The sequence below is a fragment of the Aeromonas sp. D3 genome (assembly GCF_027705025.1).
GTDB classification, from domain to species: Bacteria; Pseudomonadota; Gammaproteobacteria; order Enterobacterales; family Aeromonadaceae; genus Aeromonas; species Aeromonas salmonicida.
Map to the genome: position 1 here is coordinate 47,772 of NZ_JAPDBE010000020.1, position 16,383 is coordinate 64,154.

Sequence of the window (16,383 nt, forward strand, 5' to 3'; positions counted from 1 at the left end):
AGGGTTCCCTCCTTATTGCGCCTGGATTCTGAGTTCTGCACTGGAACGGCTGGTGTGGCCAAGCAGGGACTTGACGTCGCTGGACTTGGGTTTGATCAGCCTGAACTTGGGCACATAGGAGTCGAAGTTGGCCAGGATCTCCTCGGCGCGCGAGCTGCCGGTCTCATTAAGGTGCGCCGTTATGATGCCGCGCAGGTGCTCCTGATGGATGGCGAGTGTCGCCACGTCCAGCAGTTCGACCAGCTCGGGGTTGGTGCGTTTGGCAAAGTTGCCGCACTCATCCAGCACGTAGGCAAAACCACCTGTCATGCCCGCCGCGAAGTTGACGCCGGTGGTGCCGAGGATGGTGACGATACCGCCTGTCATGTATTCACAGCCGTTGTCGCCTATCCCCTCGACCACGGCCAGGGCCCCTGAGTTGCGCACCGCGAAGCGCTCGCCCGCCGTACCGGCCGCAAACAGCTTGCCGCCGGTGGCGCCATAGAGGCAGGTGTTGCCAATGATGGCGGCTTCGTGGGACTTGAATGCCACGCCGACGTGGGGTTTGACCACCAGTTTGCCGCCAGTCATGCCCTTGCCCACGTAGTCGTTAGCGTCACCCGTGAGTATCATCTCGAGGCCACCCGCGTTCCAGACGCCGAAGCTCTGGCCTGCTGTGCCGTTGAAGTGAACCTTCACCGGATCGGCCGCCATGCCCTGGTTGCCGTGACGCTTGACGATCTCGCCCGACAGACGGGCCCCCACGGAGCGGTCTGTGTTGCGGATGTCGTAACGGAACTCGCCGCCCGACTTGTGCTCCACCGCCTCCAGCAGATCGTCCACCATCCGCAAGTTGAGCGGTCCCTTGTCAAAGGTGGGGTTGTGCTGCTGGCTGAACAGGCTGGAGCCCGCCGGCGCCACCGGACTTGCCAGGATGCCGGAGAGATCCAGCTTGGCCTGACGGGCGGTGAGGCCTGGCAGGGCTTCCAGCAAATCGGTACGACCGATGAGATCGGTCAGCTGGGTGACCCCCAGCTGAGCCATGAGTTCGCGAGTCTCTTCTGCGATGAACTTGAAGTAGTTCATCACCATCTCCGGCAGGCCGGTGAAGTGCTCGCGGCGCAGCTTCTCATCCTGGGTGGCGACGCCGGTGGCGCAGTTGTTCAGGTGGCAGATGCGCAGGTATTTGCAGCCGAGCGCCACCATGGGGCCAGTGCCAAAACCGAAGCTCTCGGCACCGAGGATGGCGGCCTTGATGATGTCGAGGCCGGTTTTGAGACCGCCATCCACCTGCAGCCGCACCTTGTGGCGCAGGCCGTTGGCAACCAGCGCCTGCTGGGTCTCGGCCAGGCCCAGTTCCCAGGGGGAACCGGCATACTTGACCGAGGTCAGCGGGCTTGCGCCCGTGCCACCGTCATAGCCGGAGACGGTAATGAAGTCGGCATAGGCCTTGGCCACGCCGCAGGCGATGGTGCCGACACCGGGCTCGGAGACCAGCTTGACCGACACCAGACAGTCCGGGTTGATCTGCTTGATGTCAAAGATGAGCTGGGCCAGGTCCTCGATGGAGTAGATATCGTGGTGCGGCGGCGGCGAGATCAGAGTCACGCCAGGCACGGAATAGCGCAACTTGGCTATCTGGGCGGTGACTTTGTCACCGGGCAGCTGACCCCCTTCACCGGGCTTGGCGCCCTGGGCCACCTTGATCTGCACCACGTCCGCGTTCATCAGGTAGTGGGGGGTGACGCCAAAGCGCCCCGATGCCACCTGCTTGATACGGGAATTTTTCTCGGTCCCAAAACGCTTGGGATCTTCACCGCCTTCGCCGGAGTTGCTCTGACCGCCGAGGCGGTTCATGGCCACTGCCAGCGCTTCGTGCGCCTCAGGGCCCAGGGCGCCGATGGACATTGCAGCGGAGTCAAAGCGGGGGAACAGCTTGGCTGCCGGCTCCACTGCGCTGATGTCCACCGGATTGTCGACCTTCTTCAGAGCAAGCAGATCGCGCAGAGTGGAGACAGGGCGCTCGTTCACGAGCCGCGCATACTCCTTGTAATCGGCATAGTTGCCGGAGCGCACCGCGGTTTGCAGGGTCTGCACCACATCCGGATTGTAAGTGTGATACTCGCCGCCGTGGACAAACTTGAGCAGGCCACCCTGAGTGAGGGCCTTGCGTTGCAACCAGGCCAGGCGGGCCAGATTGAACTGATCCTGCTGGATATCGGTAAAATCGGCGCCCTGGATACGGCTGGAGACACCACGGAAGCACATGGCGACCACGGCACTGGAGAGGCCCACGGCTTCAAACAGCTGGGAGCAGCGATAGCTGGCGACCGTGCTGATGCCCATTTTGGACATCACCTTGTAGAGGCCCTTGTTGATGCCGTTGCGGTAGTTGAGCATGGCCTGGCGCAGGCTCATCTTGAGCACGCCTTCCTCGACCTGTTTGGCGAGGGTTTCATAAGCCAGATAGGGGTAGATGGCGGTGGCGCCAAAGCCCAGCAGTACCGAGAAGTGGTGCGGGTCGCGGCAGCTGGCGGTCTCCACCAGGATATTGGCGTCGCAACGCAGATTGTTGTCCACCAGAGTGCGCTGCACCGCGCCTACCGCCATGGCGGCTGGAATGGGCAGGGTGTCGGCACTGACGTCCCGATCCGACAGGATCAGCAGCACAGTACCGTTGCGGGCGGCAGTCTGGGCCTCTTCGCAGATGCGCATCAAGGCTGCTTCCAGTCCCTCTTTGGGCCTGAAGTTGAGGCTGATCACCTGATGGCGATAGTGCTCCCCTTCCAGCGCAAGCAACTGGTGGAAGTCGGAGTAGAGCAGGATCGGCGACTGGAACAGTACCCGGTGGGCGTGGCCGAAGGTCTCGTTGAAGACGTTCTGCTCGCGACCGATACAGGTAGCCAGTGACATGACGTGGTTTTCCCGCAGGGGATCGATCGGCGGGTTGGTCACCTGGGCGAACATCTGGCGGAAGTAGTCATACAGGGTGCGCTGGCTGGAGGAGAGCACCGCCATCGGGGTGTCATCCCCCATGGAGCCCACCGCTTCCTGACCGTTCTCGCCGAGCACGCGAATGATCTGATCCAGCTCCTCGTAGGAGTAGCCGAACAGTTTCTGATAGGTCTTGAGCTGATCGTCCGAGAACTCGCGGGCTCCCGTGCTGGCGTCATCCATCTGCTCGAACGGCACCAGGCGCTTGCAATGGGAGTCCATCCACTGTTTGTAGGTGTGACGGCTCTTGAGATCATCGTCGATCTCGAAGCTGGTCCACACCTTGCCGTTGCTGGTATCCACCACGAACAGCTCGCCCGGGCCGACCCGGCCCTTTTCCAGCACTTCATCCGGGGTGTAGTCCCAGGTGCCGACCTCAGACGCGAGCGTGATGAACTTGTCCTTGGTGATGACATAGCGTGCCGGACGCAGGCCGTTACGGTCCAGTGCGCAGGTGGCATAGCGGCCATCGGTCATGACGATGCCGGCCGGACCATCCCAGGGCTCCATGTGCATGGAGTTGAAGTCATAGAAGGCGCGCAGGTCGTCATCCATGTTCGGGTGTTTTTGCCATGCAGGCGGGATCAGCAGGCGCATGGCACGGAACAAGTCCATGCCACCGGCCAGGAAGAGATCCAGCATGTTGTCGAGGCTGGAGGAGTCGGAGCCCGTGGTGTTGACGAAGGGCGCCGCCTCTTGCAGATCCGGAATGAGCGGGGTCGCGAACTTGTAGCTGCGGGCCTTGGCCCACTGGCGGTTGCCAGCAATGGTGTTGATCTCGCCATTGTGGGCGAGATAACGGAACGGCTGCGCGAGCGGCCAGCGCGGGCTGGTGTTGGTGGAGAAACGCTGGTGGAACACGCAGATGGCCGATTGCAGGCGAATGTCGGCAAGATCCAGATAGAAGTGGGGCAAATCCACCGGCATGCACAGTCCTTTATAGACGGTGACCAGGTTGGAGAGGCTGACCACGTAGAAGTAGTCGTCGCTGATGCGCTTTTCGATACGGCGACGCACTATATAAAGGCGGCGCTCAAGATCCTTGTCGACCCAGCCTGGCGGCGCGTTGACAAAGACCTGTTCAATACTGGGCAGGGAGGCTTTGGCGATGGGACCGAGCACATTGGTATCGATGGGCACCTTGCGCCAACCGACCAGACTCAAGGTCTCTCTTTCCAGCTCCTCGTCGATGATGTCGCGAGTCTGCTGGGCCAATACGGGGTCCGGGTTGAGAAACAGCATGCCGACCGCGTATTTGCGGCCCAGATGCCATCCTTTCTCTTCGGCGACGGCTCTAAAGAAGCTATCCGGTTTTTGCAGCAACAGACCGCAACCATCGCCGGTCTTGCCGTCGGCGGAGATACCGCCGCGGTGCTGCATGCGAGCCAATGCTGACATCGCGAGACGGACAAGCTTGTGGCTGGCTTCACCTTCCATGTGGGCCAACAGGCCGAAGCCACAGTTATCCCTCTCCAGCTTTGGATCATATAGTGACATTGCATTTCTCCCTTGCTCGGCCTTGCATCGCAAACTGCATAAATTGCGATTGGCTCTTGTGGTTCCGTCCGCCTGACGTGGCGAATCTCCAAACTAATGGGATTTTTCGGCAAGGTCAATTGAACATCCCGGCTGTTTTCATTATTACAAAGTCATAACAAAATGTTGGAGTGCGGGTATATATGGGGCTTGAATTGGTGATTGCTCTGGCATTTTTTATTTTTACAGCACTTAATGTTGATATGTTGGCTTTTGTTGGTTGACTCAGTGGGGGAGGGGATTTGTAGTAATTTTACCAATTCCTCAGGCAAGTGGCGGGGAGAGATCACAATTACGCACCACGAGTCTTGCTTTTGTCGTCAGTCAGTCTATGTGTGAATTTTCATTGCCTAACAGGTGGTTAGCTAGCAGTTATTCATCAGGATTGCGCATGCTGTGTTTGGTGTAAGGGTTTCGAAAGCATCAACAACGACCCGCTTGCTGATATTTATCCAGATATTGGTGAATATTTATATGTTTTCTGACCTTCCCCTCCCTTGATCCAGCTCAGCGCCCTGTTTTTGCCAGCTCGTACAATGACGCTCCTTTAGCGGAGGTGTCATGCAGTTACACGAACTCGTCAATACATTCGGTCAGGATCTCAAGCAACGCCACGGCCAGAAGATCCACAAGCTCTCTATTCACGGCGCTTTCACCTGCCCCAACCGGGACGGCACCCTGGGCCGTGGTGGCTGCACTTTTTGCAATGTCTCCTCTTTTGCCGACGAGTCGGCCCAGCAGCTTTCCGTGGTGCAGCAACTGTTGGCGCGCCGGGATGAAGTGACCCGTGCCAAACGCTATCTCGCCTACTTTCAGGCCTACACCAGCACCTATGCCGAGGTCGAGTACCTGCAACGCATGTATGAAGAGGCGTTGTCAGTCAGCGACATGGTGGGTTTGTGTGTCGGTACCCGACCCGATTGCGTGCCGGATGCGGTGCTGGACCTGCTGGCGGCGTATCAGACCCGTGGCTATGAGGTGTGGCTGGAGCTGGGGCTGCAAAGTGCCAATGACAAGACCTTGCAGCGCATCAATCGCGGTCATGGTTACGCCGCCTATGCCGATGCGGTTGCGCGGGCCCATCAGCGCGGCATCAAGGTCTGTGCCCATCTGATCGTCGGCCTGCCGGGCGAGGTGCCGATGGATAGCCTCGATACCTTGCATCGCATCGTGGCGACCGGGGTCGAGGGGATCAAGCTGCATCCGCTCCATGTGGTGGAGGGGAGCACCCTCGGCAAGGCGTGGCAGGCAGGGCGGCTGGAGGTGTTGTCGCTGGCTCAATATGTTGAAGCGGCAGTGGCCATGATCCAGCACACCCCTCCCGAGGTGGTCTATCATCGCATCTCTGCCTCTGCCCGCCGACCGACCCTGTTGGCACCGGTCTGGTGCGAAAATCGCTGGACAGCCATGGCCGGGATTGCTAGTGAACTGGCCCGTTCCGGTGCTCAGGGACACAGTCTGGGACGGCCTTTCTCCCTTCCTGACCATATAGAGTAAGCAATCAAATTTCGTCAAAAAAACAGAGGGTTATTAGATGAAATTCAGTCTTTGCGGTATAGTTTCGGTAAAATTGTCTTGATATAGTATTCCGCTTGGAAAAGATATCATTATCAATAAGCGTGTATTGTTTCCAATTTGGGCGGGATATATCAGACATGGCGCCATCTTGTGTCGCTATCAAGCACTTTCATGCCGTACCGTCTTTGGGCGTAATGCCTCTCAGGTCTGATGATGATATCCAGTGTCATTTACCTGTGCTTAACGTTTATCAGGCTGTTGATCTCTATGCTGTGGGATCCTGATGTTTATTCCACGAGCGTGCGCGCGTCATGCAACCATGTGTGACCACAGATGCGTGATGATGACGGCCGACCTATTCAAGCAGTGACAGGATGCTATGCAAGCAGAAACGAACCGTATTGATGAGCTGTTGGAATGTCTGGTCTTTTTGACCCGTTTTTATGGCGTGCCCAACAGCAAGGATGCCCTGACGACCGGACTGCCGCTGGTATCCGGCTTGCTGACTCCGAACCTGTTCAGCCGCGCAGCAGAGCGGGGGGGGCTTTCAGCACGGGAAGTGATCCAGCCCCTTGCCGACATCTCATCCTTGTTGCTGCCTTGCGTATTGCAGATGCGAAACGGTGGTGCCTGCATACTGCTGGAGTGGAACGAAGACAGAACCCAGGGCAAGGTGATTTTTCCTCAGGCGGGTGATGCCGCCCAGTGGCTCGGCGTTGCCCAGCTGGGTGACGAATATCTGGGCCGGCTCTTCTTTGTCAAAAAGCAGTTCAAGTTTGATGATCGCTCTCCCAAGGTACTGGAGACCCGTGATGGTCACTGGTTCTGGAGCACGCTGTTTGAATCCCGCGGCATCTATCGGGATGTGCTGATTGCCTCCATTTTGATCAACCTGTTTGCGGTGGCCAGTCCGCTGTTCACCATGAACGTCTATGACAAAATCGTGCCCAACCTGGCGTTCGAGTCACTCTGGGTGCTGGCGGTAGGCGCCATGGTGGTGTTTACCTTTGATTTTGTGATGCGCCAGCTGCGCAGCTATTTCATTGATATTGCGGGCAAGAAATCCGATGTATTGCTGTCGGCCAAGATCTTCGCCAAGGTGATGGGCATGCGGATGGAGTCGAGACCGGCTTCCACCGGTGCTTTTGCCAAACACCTGCAAGAGTTTGAGTCGGTACGGGAGTTTTTCACCTCGGCCACTGTCTCGACCCTCATCGATCTGCCGTTTGCGGTCTTCTTCCTCTTCATTATCTGGTTGTTTGCCGGCGTCATGGTGGTTGTGCCCATCGTCGCCATGCTGATCCTGATTATTTACAGCTTCTATATTCAAGCGCCGCTCAAGCAATCCATCGAAGAGGGTTCGCGCCTCGCCTCCCAGAAGAATGCCAACCTCATCGAGAGTATTTCCGGACTGGAGACCGTCAAGATCTTCGGCGCAGAGAGCATGTTCCAGCATCGCTGGGAACAGGCTGTATCCCACATCTCTACCTGGGGCGTGCAGACTCGCCGCATCACCAACTCCATGTCCTCCCTGGCCAGCTATATCCAGCAGGTGGTAACCGTGGGGCTGGTGATCGTCGGTGTCTACCAGATATCGGAAGGGCTGGTCACCATGGGTGGCATGATTGCAGCCGTCATGCTTTCCAGCCGCGCCATCGCACCCATGGTGCAACTCTCCGTGCTCTCCACTCGTTACAACCAGGCCAAGTCCGCGCTGGAGATCCTGGAGAAAATAATGATGACGCCGGGTGAGCAGGAGGAAGGCAAGCAGTACATTCACCACCCCATCATCTCCGGGCGCATTGAATTTGATAATGTGTCATTCAAGTATCCGGGGATGGAGACGAGCACGCTGCACAATATCAATCTGCGTATTGAGCCGGGTGAGAAGGTGGCCATCATAGGTCGGATCGGGGCAGGCAAGACCACTCTCGAGAAGATTCTGATGGGGTTGTATCGACCCACAGATGGTTCGGTCCGTCTCGACGGGTTTGAACTGGATCAGCTGCCCGCATCTGTGATCCGGCGCAACATAGGTTGTGTCCCCCAGGATGTGACCCTGTTTTTTGGCTCTGTGCGTGACAACATCATGCTGGGCAATCCGCTGGTGGACGATGCGCGGGTGCTGCGTGCGGCCAAACGGGCCGGTGTCACCAACTTTACCAACCGTGACCCGAACGGTCTGGACAGACAAATAGGGGAAGGGGGACGTCAGCTCTCCGGCGGTCAGCGTCAGGCGATCCTGCTGGCCCGTGCTTTGCTCAACGATCCCCCCATTCTGGTGATGGACGAACCCACCTCCAACATGGATAACCAGTCAGAGATGCAGGTCAAGCATGAGCTGGCACGACTGGGACCGGAAACTACCCTGATCCTCATTACTCACAAGACCTCCATGCTTGATGTCGCATCGCGGGTCATCGTCGTGGAGCAGGGGCAGATAGTGGCAGATGGACCCAAAGATGTAGTGTTGCAACAGTTGAAGGAAGGCAAGGTGCGAGTGCAGGAGGCGTCCAATGGCTAAGTTTGGCCTGTTCAAGAAGTCGCCGTCCGATACAGTGCTGCCCGCACCCGAACATCTGGAGTTTGTCGATGATGGCGCCGCTGCCGTACTGCTGAGTACTCCGACCCGGGCCAGAGTATTGTTGTGGGCCTGTTTTCTGTTCTTTATGAGCGCCATCGTCTGGGCTGCCTGGGCCGAGCTGGATGAAGTGACGGTCGGGCAGGGCAAAGTCATCCCGTCCCGTCAGTTGCAGGTGATCCAGAACCTGGAAGGGGGGATCGTCAAGGAGATCTTCGTCAGGGAGGGGGACATAGTCGAAGAAGGGCAGCCGTTGCTGCGTATCGATGACACCCGTTTTCGCTCTGATTTCCGTGAACGTGAAGAAGAGCTGGTGACCCTCAAGGGCGGCATTGCCCGGCTAAGAGCCGAGATAAAGAGCGTGGTGGTCAAGACAGGGCCGAACCTGAGCTGGCGTGAGCAGGTGCTCATCGACAAACAGCCTATCGACTTTCCCGAGGGCTTTGAAAATGTCTTTGCCGAATATGCTGCCCGTGAAAAGTCGGTTCAGGATGAACGACTTAATAGCCTGAATAACCAGCTCTATATACTTGGCCAGCAGATCGAGCAGAAAGAGCAGGAGCTGATCGAGCTCAATGCCAAGATAAGAACCGTCGGGCGCAGTGTCGATCTGGCCCGGCAGGAATTGAACATCAGTCGTCCACTGGCCAAAGAAGGGATAGTCCCCCAGGTAGAGCTCATCAAGCTGGAACGCCAGGTCAACGAGATGCAGGGAGAGCTGGAGAGCAACCGGCTTATTATTCCCAAACTCAACTCTGTGCTGAGAGAAAGTATCTCCAAGCGCAACGACATTGCATTGAAGTTTCGTGCTGACTCACAGACCGAGCTCAACGAACTTCAGGGTAAATTGAGACAGTTGTCGGAAGGGCAGGTCGGGTTGCGAGACAGGGTCGACAGGACCAGCGTCATTGCGCCCCTCAAAGGCACCATCAAGAAACTCAAGATCAATACGCTGGGTGGGGTGGTGCAACCGGGTATGGATTTGATGGAAATCGTGCCGCTGGAAGACACCTTGCTGGTAGAGGCCAAGGTTTCCCCGAAAGACATCGCATTCTTGCGGCCAGGGCTTGATGCCGTGGTCAAGATCACTGCTTATGACTTCACCGTTTATGGAGGACTACATGGAAAGGTCGAACAGATAAGTGCTGACTCGATCCAGGATGAGGAGGGTAACTCCTTTTATCTGGTTCGTGTCCGCACCGAGAAGAGTTACTTGGGCGATGAGCTTAACGCACTTCCCATCATCCCCGGTATGTTAGCCAGTGCAGATATTATTACTGGTAAAAAAAGTGTCCTAGACTATTTGCTTAAGCCGATATTACGGGCGAAACAGTCGGCACTGAGAGAACGATAAGCCAACAATCTAAAAACAACATGACTGGAGATACCATGAAGAAGACGATTGTTGCCATGTTAGTAAGTGGCGCCGTGCTGTTCCCGGGCCTTACCCAGGCTCAAACGCTGGAACAGTCAGTGGCACAGTCACTGGCTACCCATCCGAAAATCAAGGAAGCTTTTGATCTCTATCAGGCACGACTGTATCAGCATGATGGAGCCAAAGGTGGTTACTACCCCACTATCGATCTGCGCGGTGGTGTCGGTTATGAAAAGACCGATAGCCCCTCCACCCGTGCCGCGGGCGCCAATAGCAATATTGACGACTCCATGACCCGTAAAGAGGCCGGGATCAGTCTTCGCCAGATGCTGTTCGACGGTTTCAATGTCAGCAGCAACGTGGCCCGGACCGATGCCGAAGCCAGCGCCCAGCGTCTGGCCATGATCTCCGAGGCAGAGAACACGGCGCTGCGCGTGGCTGAGGTTTACCTCAACATGTTGCGTCAGCAGGAGATCCTGGAGCTGTCCAAGCAGAACCTGGAAACCCATGAGCAGATCCGCAGCGACATCAGCAAGCGGACCGACTCTGGCCTGGGCTCGACTGCGGACCAGACCCAGATCGATGGTCGGGTTGCCAGAGCCTATGCCAACCAGGCTGCTGCCGAGAACAACTATCGCGATGCCGAGAGCGAATTCATTCGCGTTGTCAACGAGATGCCCAAGGATCTGGTACAACCGGTTCCCGATGGACAGTTCATTCCAGCCAGTCTGGATGCCGCGCTGAAAACGGCCACCGAAGTGCATCCGACCCTGCTCTCTTCCCTGCAGGATATCGAAGCGGCCAAGTATCAGCATGAAGGCTCCAAATCCGGCTTCTATCCGAACGTCACGTTCGAAGTGGATCAGAACTGGAATGAGGATATCGATGCGGTCAAGGGACGCAACGATGATCTGACTGCCATGGTTCGGATGCGTTACAACCTGTTCCGCGGTGGTTCTGATCTGGCAGAGAGCAAGGCTGCTTCATCCCTGTACTCCCAGGCGAAAGACATTCACCTGAATGCCTTCCGTCAGGTTGAAGAGGGAACGCGTCTGGCCTGGAACGCCAAAGAGTCTTTGACCAAGCAGAAGACCTTCCTCAAAGAGCACGTTGACGCCAGCTATGACACTGTACAGGCGTACAAGAAGCAGTTTGGTCTGGGTCAGCGTACCTTGCTGGACGTGTTGAACACAGAGAACGAACTGTTCGAGGCGCGCCGCAGTTACATCACGGCCGAGTATGACGCCCTGCTGGCGGATTACCGCATCCTCAACGCGACAGGCAGTTTGCTCAACGCGTTTAACGTGCAGCAGCCGGCCGAATGGCAAGCCAAACGGTAATGGAGAACGCATCAGGTTTGATGCGAGTGAAAGGGATGGTCGCAGCTGTGCTGCCACCATCCCTTGTCTCTAACGGTCTGATGCCTGGCCGGTGCAGTGACAGTCATTGGATGCCCATGGGATGAGTGTGACGGTGTGGTGGAAGGCAAGCGGTTGCAGCAGGGCGTCAGCCTCTGGGTTGGGTCTGCTTTTGCGCGCTCGCTGGCTGCGTTACTCACTGTGGTTGTTGCTGGTTTCGCTTCCGCTCCTCCTCTCCGCCAGTCAACCTTTGACACCCGAAGACCTCAAGTTGGTCCAGCGCGCCGAGGAAACCTATGGGGCCAGGGCAGGCAAGCGCGTGACAAGCTGGCGTACGCTGGTCATGCAGAATCGTGCAGCCGGGCTGAATGAACGCCAGAAACTGGAGAAGGTAAACCAGTTTTTTAATCGAATGCGCTTCATTGATGACATCAAGTTGTGGCGCAAGAAAGATTACTGGGCCACCCCGTTGGAATTTCTGGGGGCGGCCGGCGGTGATTGCGAAGACTTCAGCATTTCAAAATACTTTACCCTGCTTGAGCTTGGCATTCCCGATGAGAAAATGCGGATGGTGTATGTCAAGGCATTGGATTATAACCAGTTTCATATGGTTGTTGCCTACTATGACACTCCTTCCTCCGAACCTGTGATTTTGGATAATTTGATCGGCTCGATCCGTCCTGCCAGCCAGCGCAGGGATCTGGTGCCGATATACAGCTTTAACGGTAGTCACTTGTGGTTGATGAAGGCGCGTGGTCAAGGGGAACTGGCCGGGCAGTCGTCACGCTTGGGATTATGGACTGATTTACGCAATCGCATGACTTCCGGGCGATTGGCTCGGCCTGTGGTGAATTTGGATGATTAACCTATGACGCTCTACAGACAATTATTGGCAACCATGTTGATCCTGTTCGGCTTGTTGTTTGCAGCCACCTATTGGGTGCAGTTCAATTCGACCCGAACCTATCTGGCCCAGCAGCAGGAAACCACCGTCATCAATACCGCTACCTCGCTCGGGTTGGCGCTGACCCCGTATTTGGAAAACGGTGACAAGGTGGGAGCTGAGTCTGTCATCCAGGCCATATTCGATGGCGGCTATTATCAGTTGATTCGATTGGATCTGCTGGCGTCCAAAGATGTCATCGAGCAAGAGAACACCAGCAACATTCAGGGCGTGCCGCAATGGTTTATCGGCTTGGGGTTGTTTCCCGAAGTATCCAACGAGTCAATTCTGACATCCGGCTGGCTGCAACTGGGCAAACTGAAAGTGGTGGGCCACCCTGGACAAGCCTATTACGAGCTGTGGCGGGGGATGAGCGAACTGGCAAGCTGGTTCCTGATCGGTTTTTTAATCACTACCATTTTGCTGATGAGGGCACTGAATTATCTGCTCAAGCCACTCAAACAAATTTGCGAGCAGGCGGTTGAGATTGAACTTCACCATTTCGGTCACGCCATTCCAGAGCCCAAGACCCACGAATTGAAGCAGGTGGTGCAGGCCATCAATACCCTCTCCAGCAAGTTGGCACTGCAGTTCAAAGAGCAAGCCGATGAAGCTGAAAAACTGCGGGAGCGGGTCTATGTGGATGCGGTTTCCGGGCTGGGCAACAGGGCCTATTTTGTCGGTCAAGTCAACGCCTGGATTGCCGAGGCAGGACAAGGTGGTGTCATGCTGGTGGCGGTCGACATGCTCGATGATTTGTACCGCGAAGAGGGGTTTGCCGCGCGGGACAACATGGTCAAGTCCATCGCCCAGACCTTGAAGGATCAGCTGAAGGGGTGGGATGGTGCGGCTCTGGCGCGGATCTCTGCGACTGAATATGCGCTGCTCTGTCCAACCGATGATCTGACCCAGTTGAAAGACTTGGCGGAGGTTATCAACAGCCGAATTGCCGACCTGGTCGTTAATCCGATGGGTGAAGGAGATGCTCTTTCCGTCATCGGTATTGCGGGGCGTGATGGCAATGACGATCTCTCCGCCTTGCTGACCAAAGCCGATAATGCGCTTGGCAAGGCCCGAAACGAACGCCGTGGCGCCGTGGTCATGGAAGGGGGCACAGATCAGGGAATGATGGGGCGCCTGGCTTGGCGCGATCTGGTCCAAGATGCCATTTCACGGCACTTGTGGCGCTTCAAGGCTCAACCGGCCTGCCGATTCGACAATGGGGTGCGGTTGCATGCCGAGTTGTTTGCCTCTATTTCGCGGGATGGAACCGACTACTTTGCGGGCCAGTTCTTGCCAGCCATCGAACAATTCAAGTTGGGGAGTGAATTTGATCAGGCGGTATTGGATGCCTGCGTTCCTTTGCTTAAACAGCAATCAGACTTGGTGCTGGCCATCAATATCACGGTAGGTTCCCTCTGTTCTGACGAGTTTCTGACCTGGCTGACGGAGTACCTGACAACCCATGTAGAGTTAAAGGATCGTTTGCTGTTTGAAATACCGGAAGCCGCCATCATGAAGCACAAGGAGCATGTGACCGCGCTGGTGGATACCTTGCAAGAACATGGATTCCAGTGGGGGGTTGACCATTATGGTCGTCACTTCCAGTCTCTGGGTTATCTGGAAGAGCTGGCTCCGGCGTATGTCAAGGTCGACCATGGTTATACCAGTCAGGTCATGGAGCCGGGGGCAGACACCTCTTTCCTGGCCGCGGTTTGTCGCGCCGCCCACAATGCAGGTGTGACTACCATCGCAACCCGTGTTGAGGATCAGCATCAGGTCGAGCTGCTTTCCAAGCTGCATATCGACGGTTATCAGGGCTTTGTACACCCTGCATTTCCCTTGCCTTGAGCAATCAATATAAACACTGAGGCCCCATAGGGGCCTTTTTTTATGCGAAATATAAATAAGCATGGAGGTTTTTTAATGGTAAATCTGCTAAGGCTTTACTCGAATCCCAATTAAGTGATTGATTCAATAATATAAAAAAGACCCTTCGATTTAATGAGTGGCATTGCTCTTGGTTTGAACCAACCTTATACATTTTTGCAACGGAAGCCAGGGGGACGGGTATCTATGGTGTAGACATCAGGATCTGTCATGTTGGAGCAATGGATATGCGTACTCAAGTGATCGACAAAACCGTGGTGGTGTCTTCTATTGAAGGCAATGTTCAAATTTTGCTGGCTGATGGTAGCAGCCGCCCGCTGCAGAAAGGTGAAATTCTGCAGCCTGGTGCCAGGCTCAACATCGCAGATGACGCCAAGCTGTTATTGGCTCCCTATGACGATTCTCCTACGGCCACCACGCCAGACTCCTCCGCCCCGGATGTGCCTGTACCGGGATTGCAACAAGTGCCAGATGATGGCACAGCTACCTCCCCCGAAATCGCGGCATTGCAACAGTCGATCTTGCAAGGTATCGACCCGACACAAAACTTTGAGGCATCTGCTGCTGGTGGGGCGCCCGCTGCTGGTGGGGGCGGTGGCATTGGTGGAGTCGCCGGTGCCAGTGGTAATGGCGGTTTTGTCACCATTGATAGAACGGGTGATGCAACCATTGCCGCAGCCGGATTTGACACCACTTATCAAACTGAGCCTGTGGTGGATACAGAGCAACTCGCAGAGCCACTGCTGACCAATGAATTGAGTGATGAGGGAGAGCAGCTGACGGTTTCTGAGGGTGGAGTGCTCAATGGCAATGTGCTCACCAACACCGTCAATACGGATGGCCCTGAAGCTGCATCGGTGCCGATCTTCAGTTGGGGGGACAATATCAATGTGACTGCCGGTACGAGCGTCACGATTGATGGTGTCGGCAGCCTCATCGTCAACTCCGATGGCAGTTTCACCTTCACGCCTGCACCCAACTATGATGGTGTGGTTCCGCCAGTTACCTATGTGGTAACCGACGGAGTAGATACCGTGACCTCTACGTTGACCTTGACCATAGACCCGATAAATGACCTGAGTGATGGTGATGAGGCGTTCTCCATCGCAGAAGACACATCTGTCTTGGGTAACGTATTGAGTAATTCAGTGAATCCCGATGGGCCGCAGGGGGCCAGCGTAGTGAGTTATAGCTGGGGGGATGTGCTTGATATTGCGGCAGGAACAATCACGACTCAAGAAGGGATTGGTACGCTGATTATTAACAGTGATGGCAGTTTCTCGTTTACTCCATCTCCTGATTTTTCCGGCGCTGTTCCACCGGTTAGCTATCTGGTAACCGATGGAGAAGACACAGTTACCTCAGTGCTGACCATCAATGTTACCCCTTTGGGAGATATCGATTTCAATGCGCAGGCACTGAACGTGGTGAGTACCGAGACCGACGCCGGGCTGCAGGTGGAGTTGACCAACACAGTGACCATCAGTGACAGCGATGGCTCCGAGAGCTGGACCAGTCTGGTGTACACCTTTGACAACCTGCCGGCGGGGACCACGGCGGTGGGGGGCACCCTGGTGGGTAACGTGCTGACGGTGACGGTCACCGGCGGGGCCTTGCCGGGTGCGTTTGGGCTGGTGTTCCCGGCGGACTATTCAACTACCGGGGTAGCGGGCAGCGCGACCAACAGCGGTGCGCCGATAGGCTACACAGTGGTGGCAACCACCAACGAGGGCAGCGCCAACAGCAGCGGGACTGTGACCATCAATGTGGAAGGGGACATCAGTGTCAGTGCGACCAGCCTGGTGCTGGGTGAAACGGATGCCCCGGTGGCGGTGTCGCTGGCGGCGCAGTTGAGTGTCAATGCGACGGATACGGATGGCTCGGAAGAGGTGACCGGCGTGACGGTGACCCTGAGCAATGTGCCGGAAGGTGCGGTGATGGGGGCTGGCTGGGTGGCTGGCGCGGTGGGCAGTTACAGCTGGAGCGGTACGAGCGTGGCGGGTGTGCCGGGCTTTACCTTGCCGGCGGACTGGAGCGGGGTAGTGAATGGCAATGTAGCGGGGACCACGGACGAGGGGGGTGCTGCCAATCAGGACTTCACCGTGACGGTCACGGCTGGCCATGACATCGACTTCAATGCGCAGGCACTGAACGTGGTGAGTACCGAGACCGACGCCGGGCTGCAGGTGGAGTTGACCAACACAGTGAC

Annotated in this window: 8 protein-coding genes; 7 read left to right on the top strand and 1 reads right to left on the bottom strand. The window is 56.5% G+C overall.

Annotated elements, in window-relative coordinates:
• Positions 1–12: 12 nt before the first annotated feature.
• On the bottom strand, positions 13–4,470 hold the full coding sequence (gltB, locus tag OKC28_RS13045) for a glutamate synthase large subunit (RefSeq protein WP_270689594.1): 4,458 nt from the start codon (positions 4,468–4,470) through the stop codon (positions 13–15).
• Positions 4,471–5,070: 600 nt separating this feature from the next.
• Here gltB and OKC28_RS13050 point away from each other — a divergent pair.
• The 7 genes from OKC28_RS13050 to OKC28_RS13080 all read left to right on the top strand — a co-directional run.
• Positions 5,071–6,006 carry a TIGR01212 family radical SAM protein gene (locus OKC28_RS13050; RefSeq protein ID WP_270689595.1) on the top strand — a complete coding sequence of 312 codons (936 nt, stop codon included), beginning with the start codon at positions 5,071–5,073 and terminating at the stop codon, positions 6,004–6,006.
• A 400-nt stretch (positions 6,007–6,406) separates the two neighbouring features.
• Complete coding sequence (locus OKC28_RS13055; RefSeq protein WP_005314720.1) at positions 6,407–8,551, top strand: type I secretion system permease/ATPase; 2,145 nt, start codon at positions 6,407–6,409, stop codon at positions 8,549–8,551.
• On the top strand, positions 8,544–9,962 hold the full coding sequence (locus tag OKC28_RS13060) for an HlyD family type I secretion periplasmic adaptor subunit (protein ID WP_270689598.1): 1,419 nt from the start codon (positions 8,544–8,546) through the stop codon (positions 9,960–9,962). Before OKC28_RS13055 ends, OKC28_RS13060 begins: the two co-directional genes overlap by 8 nt.
• Before the next feature lie 35 nt (positions 9,963–9,997).
• On the top strand, positions 9,998–11,323 hold the full coding sequence (locus OKC28_RS13065) for a TolC family outer membrane protein (RefSeq protein WP_059113184.1): 1,326 nt from the start codon (positions 9,998–10,000) through the stop codon (positions 11,321–11,323).
• Positions 11,324–11,444: 121 nt separating this feature from the next.
• Positions 11,445–12,206: a transglutaminase-like cysteine peptidase gene (locus OKC28_RS13070; RefSeq protein ID WP_212540232.1), complete on the top strand. Its 762-nt coding sequence runs from the start codon at positions 11,445–11,447 to the stop codon at positions 12,204–12,206.
• Between the two features lie 3 nt (positions 12,207–12,209).
• On the top strand, positions 12,210–14,135 hold the full coding sequence (locus OKC28_RS13075; protein ID WP_270689602.1) for an EAL domain-containing protein: 1,926 nt from the start codon (positions 12,210–12,212) through the stop codon (positions 14,133–14,135).
• Between the two features lie 266 nt (positions 14,136–14,401).
• Positions 14,402–16,383 (top strand): retention module-containing protein (locus OKC28_RS13080; RefSeq protein WP_270689604.1); only part of this gene is annotated, 1,982 nt, incomplete at its 3' end.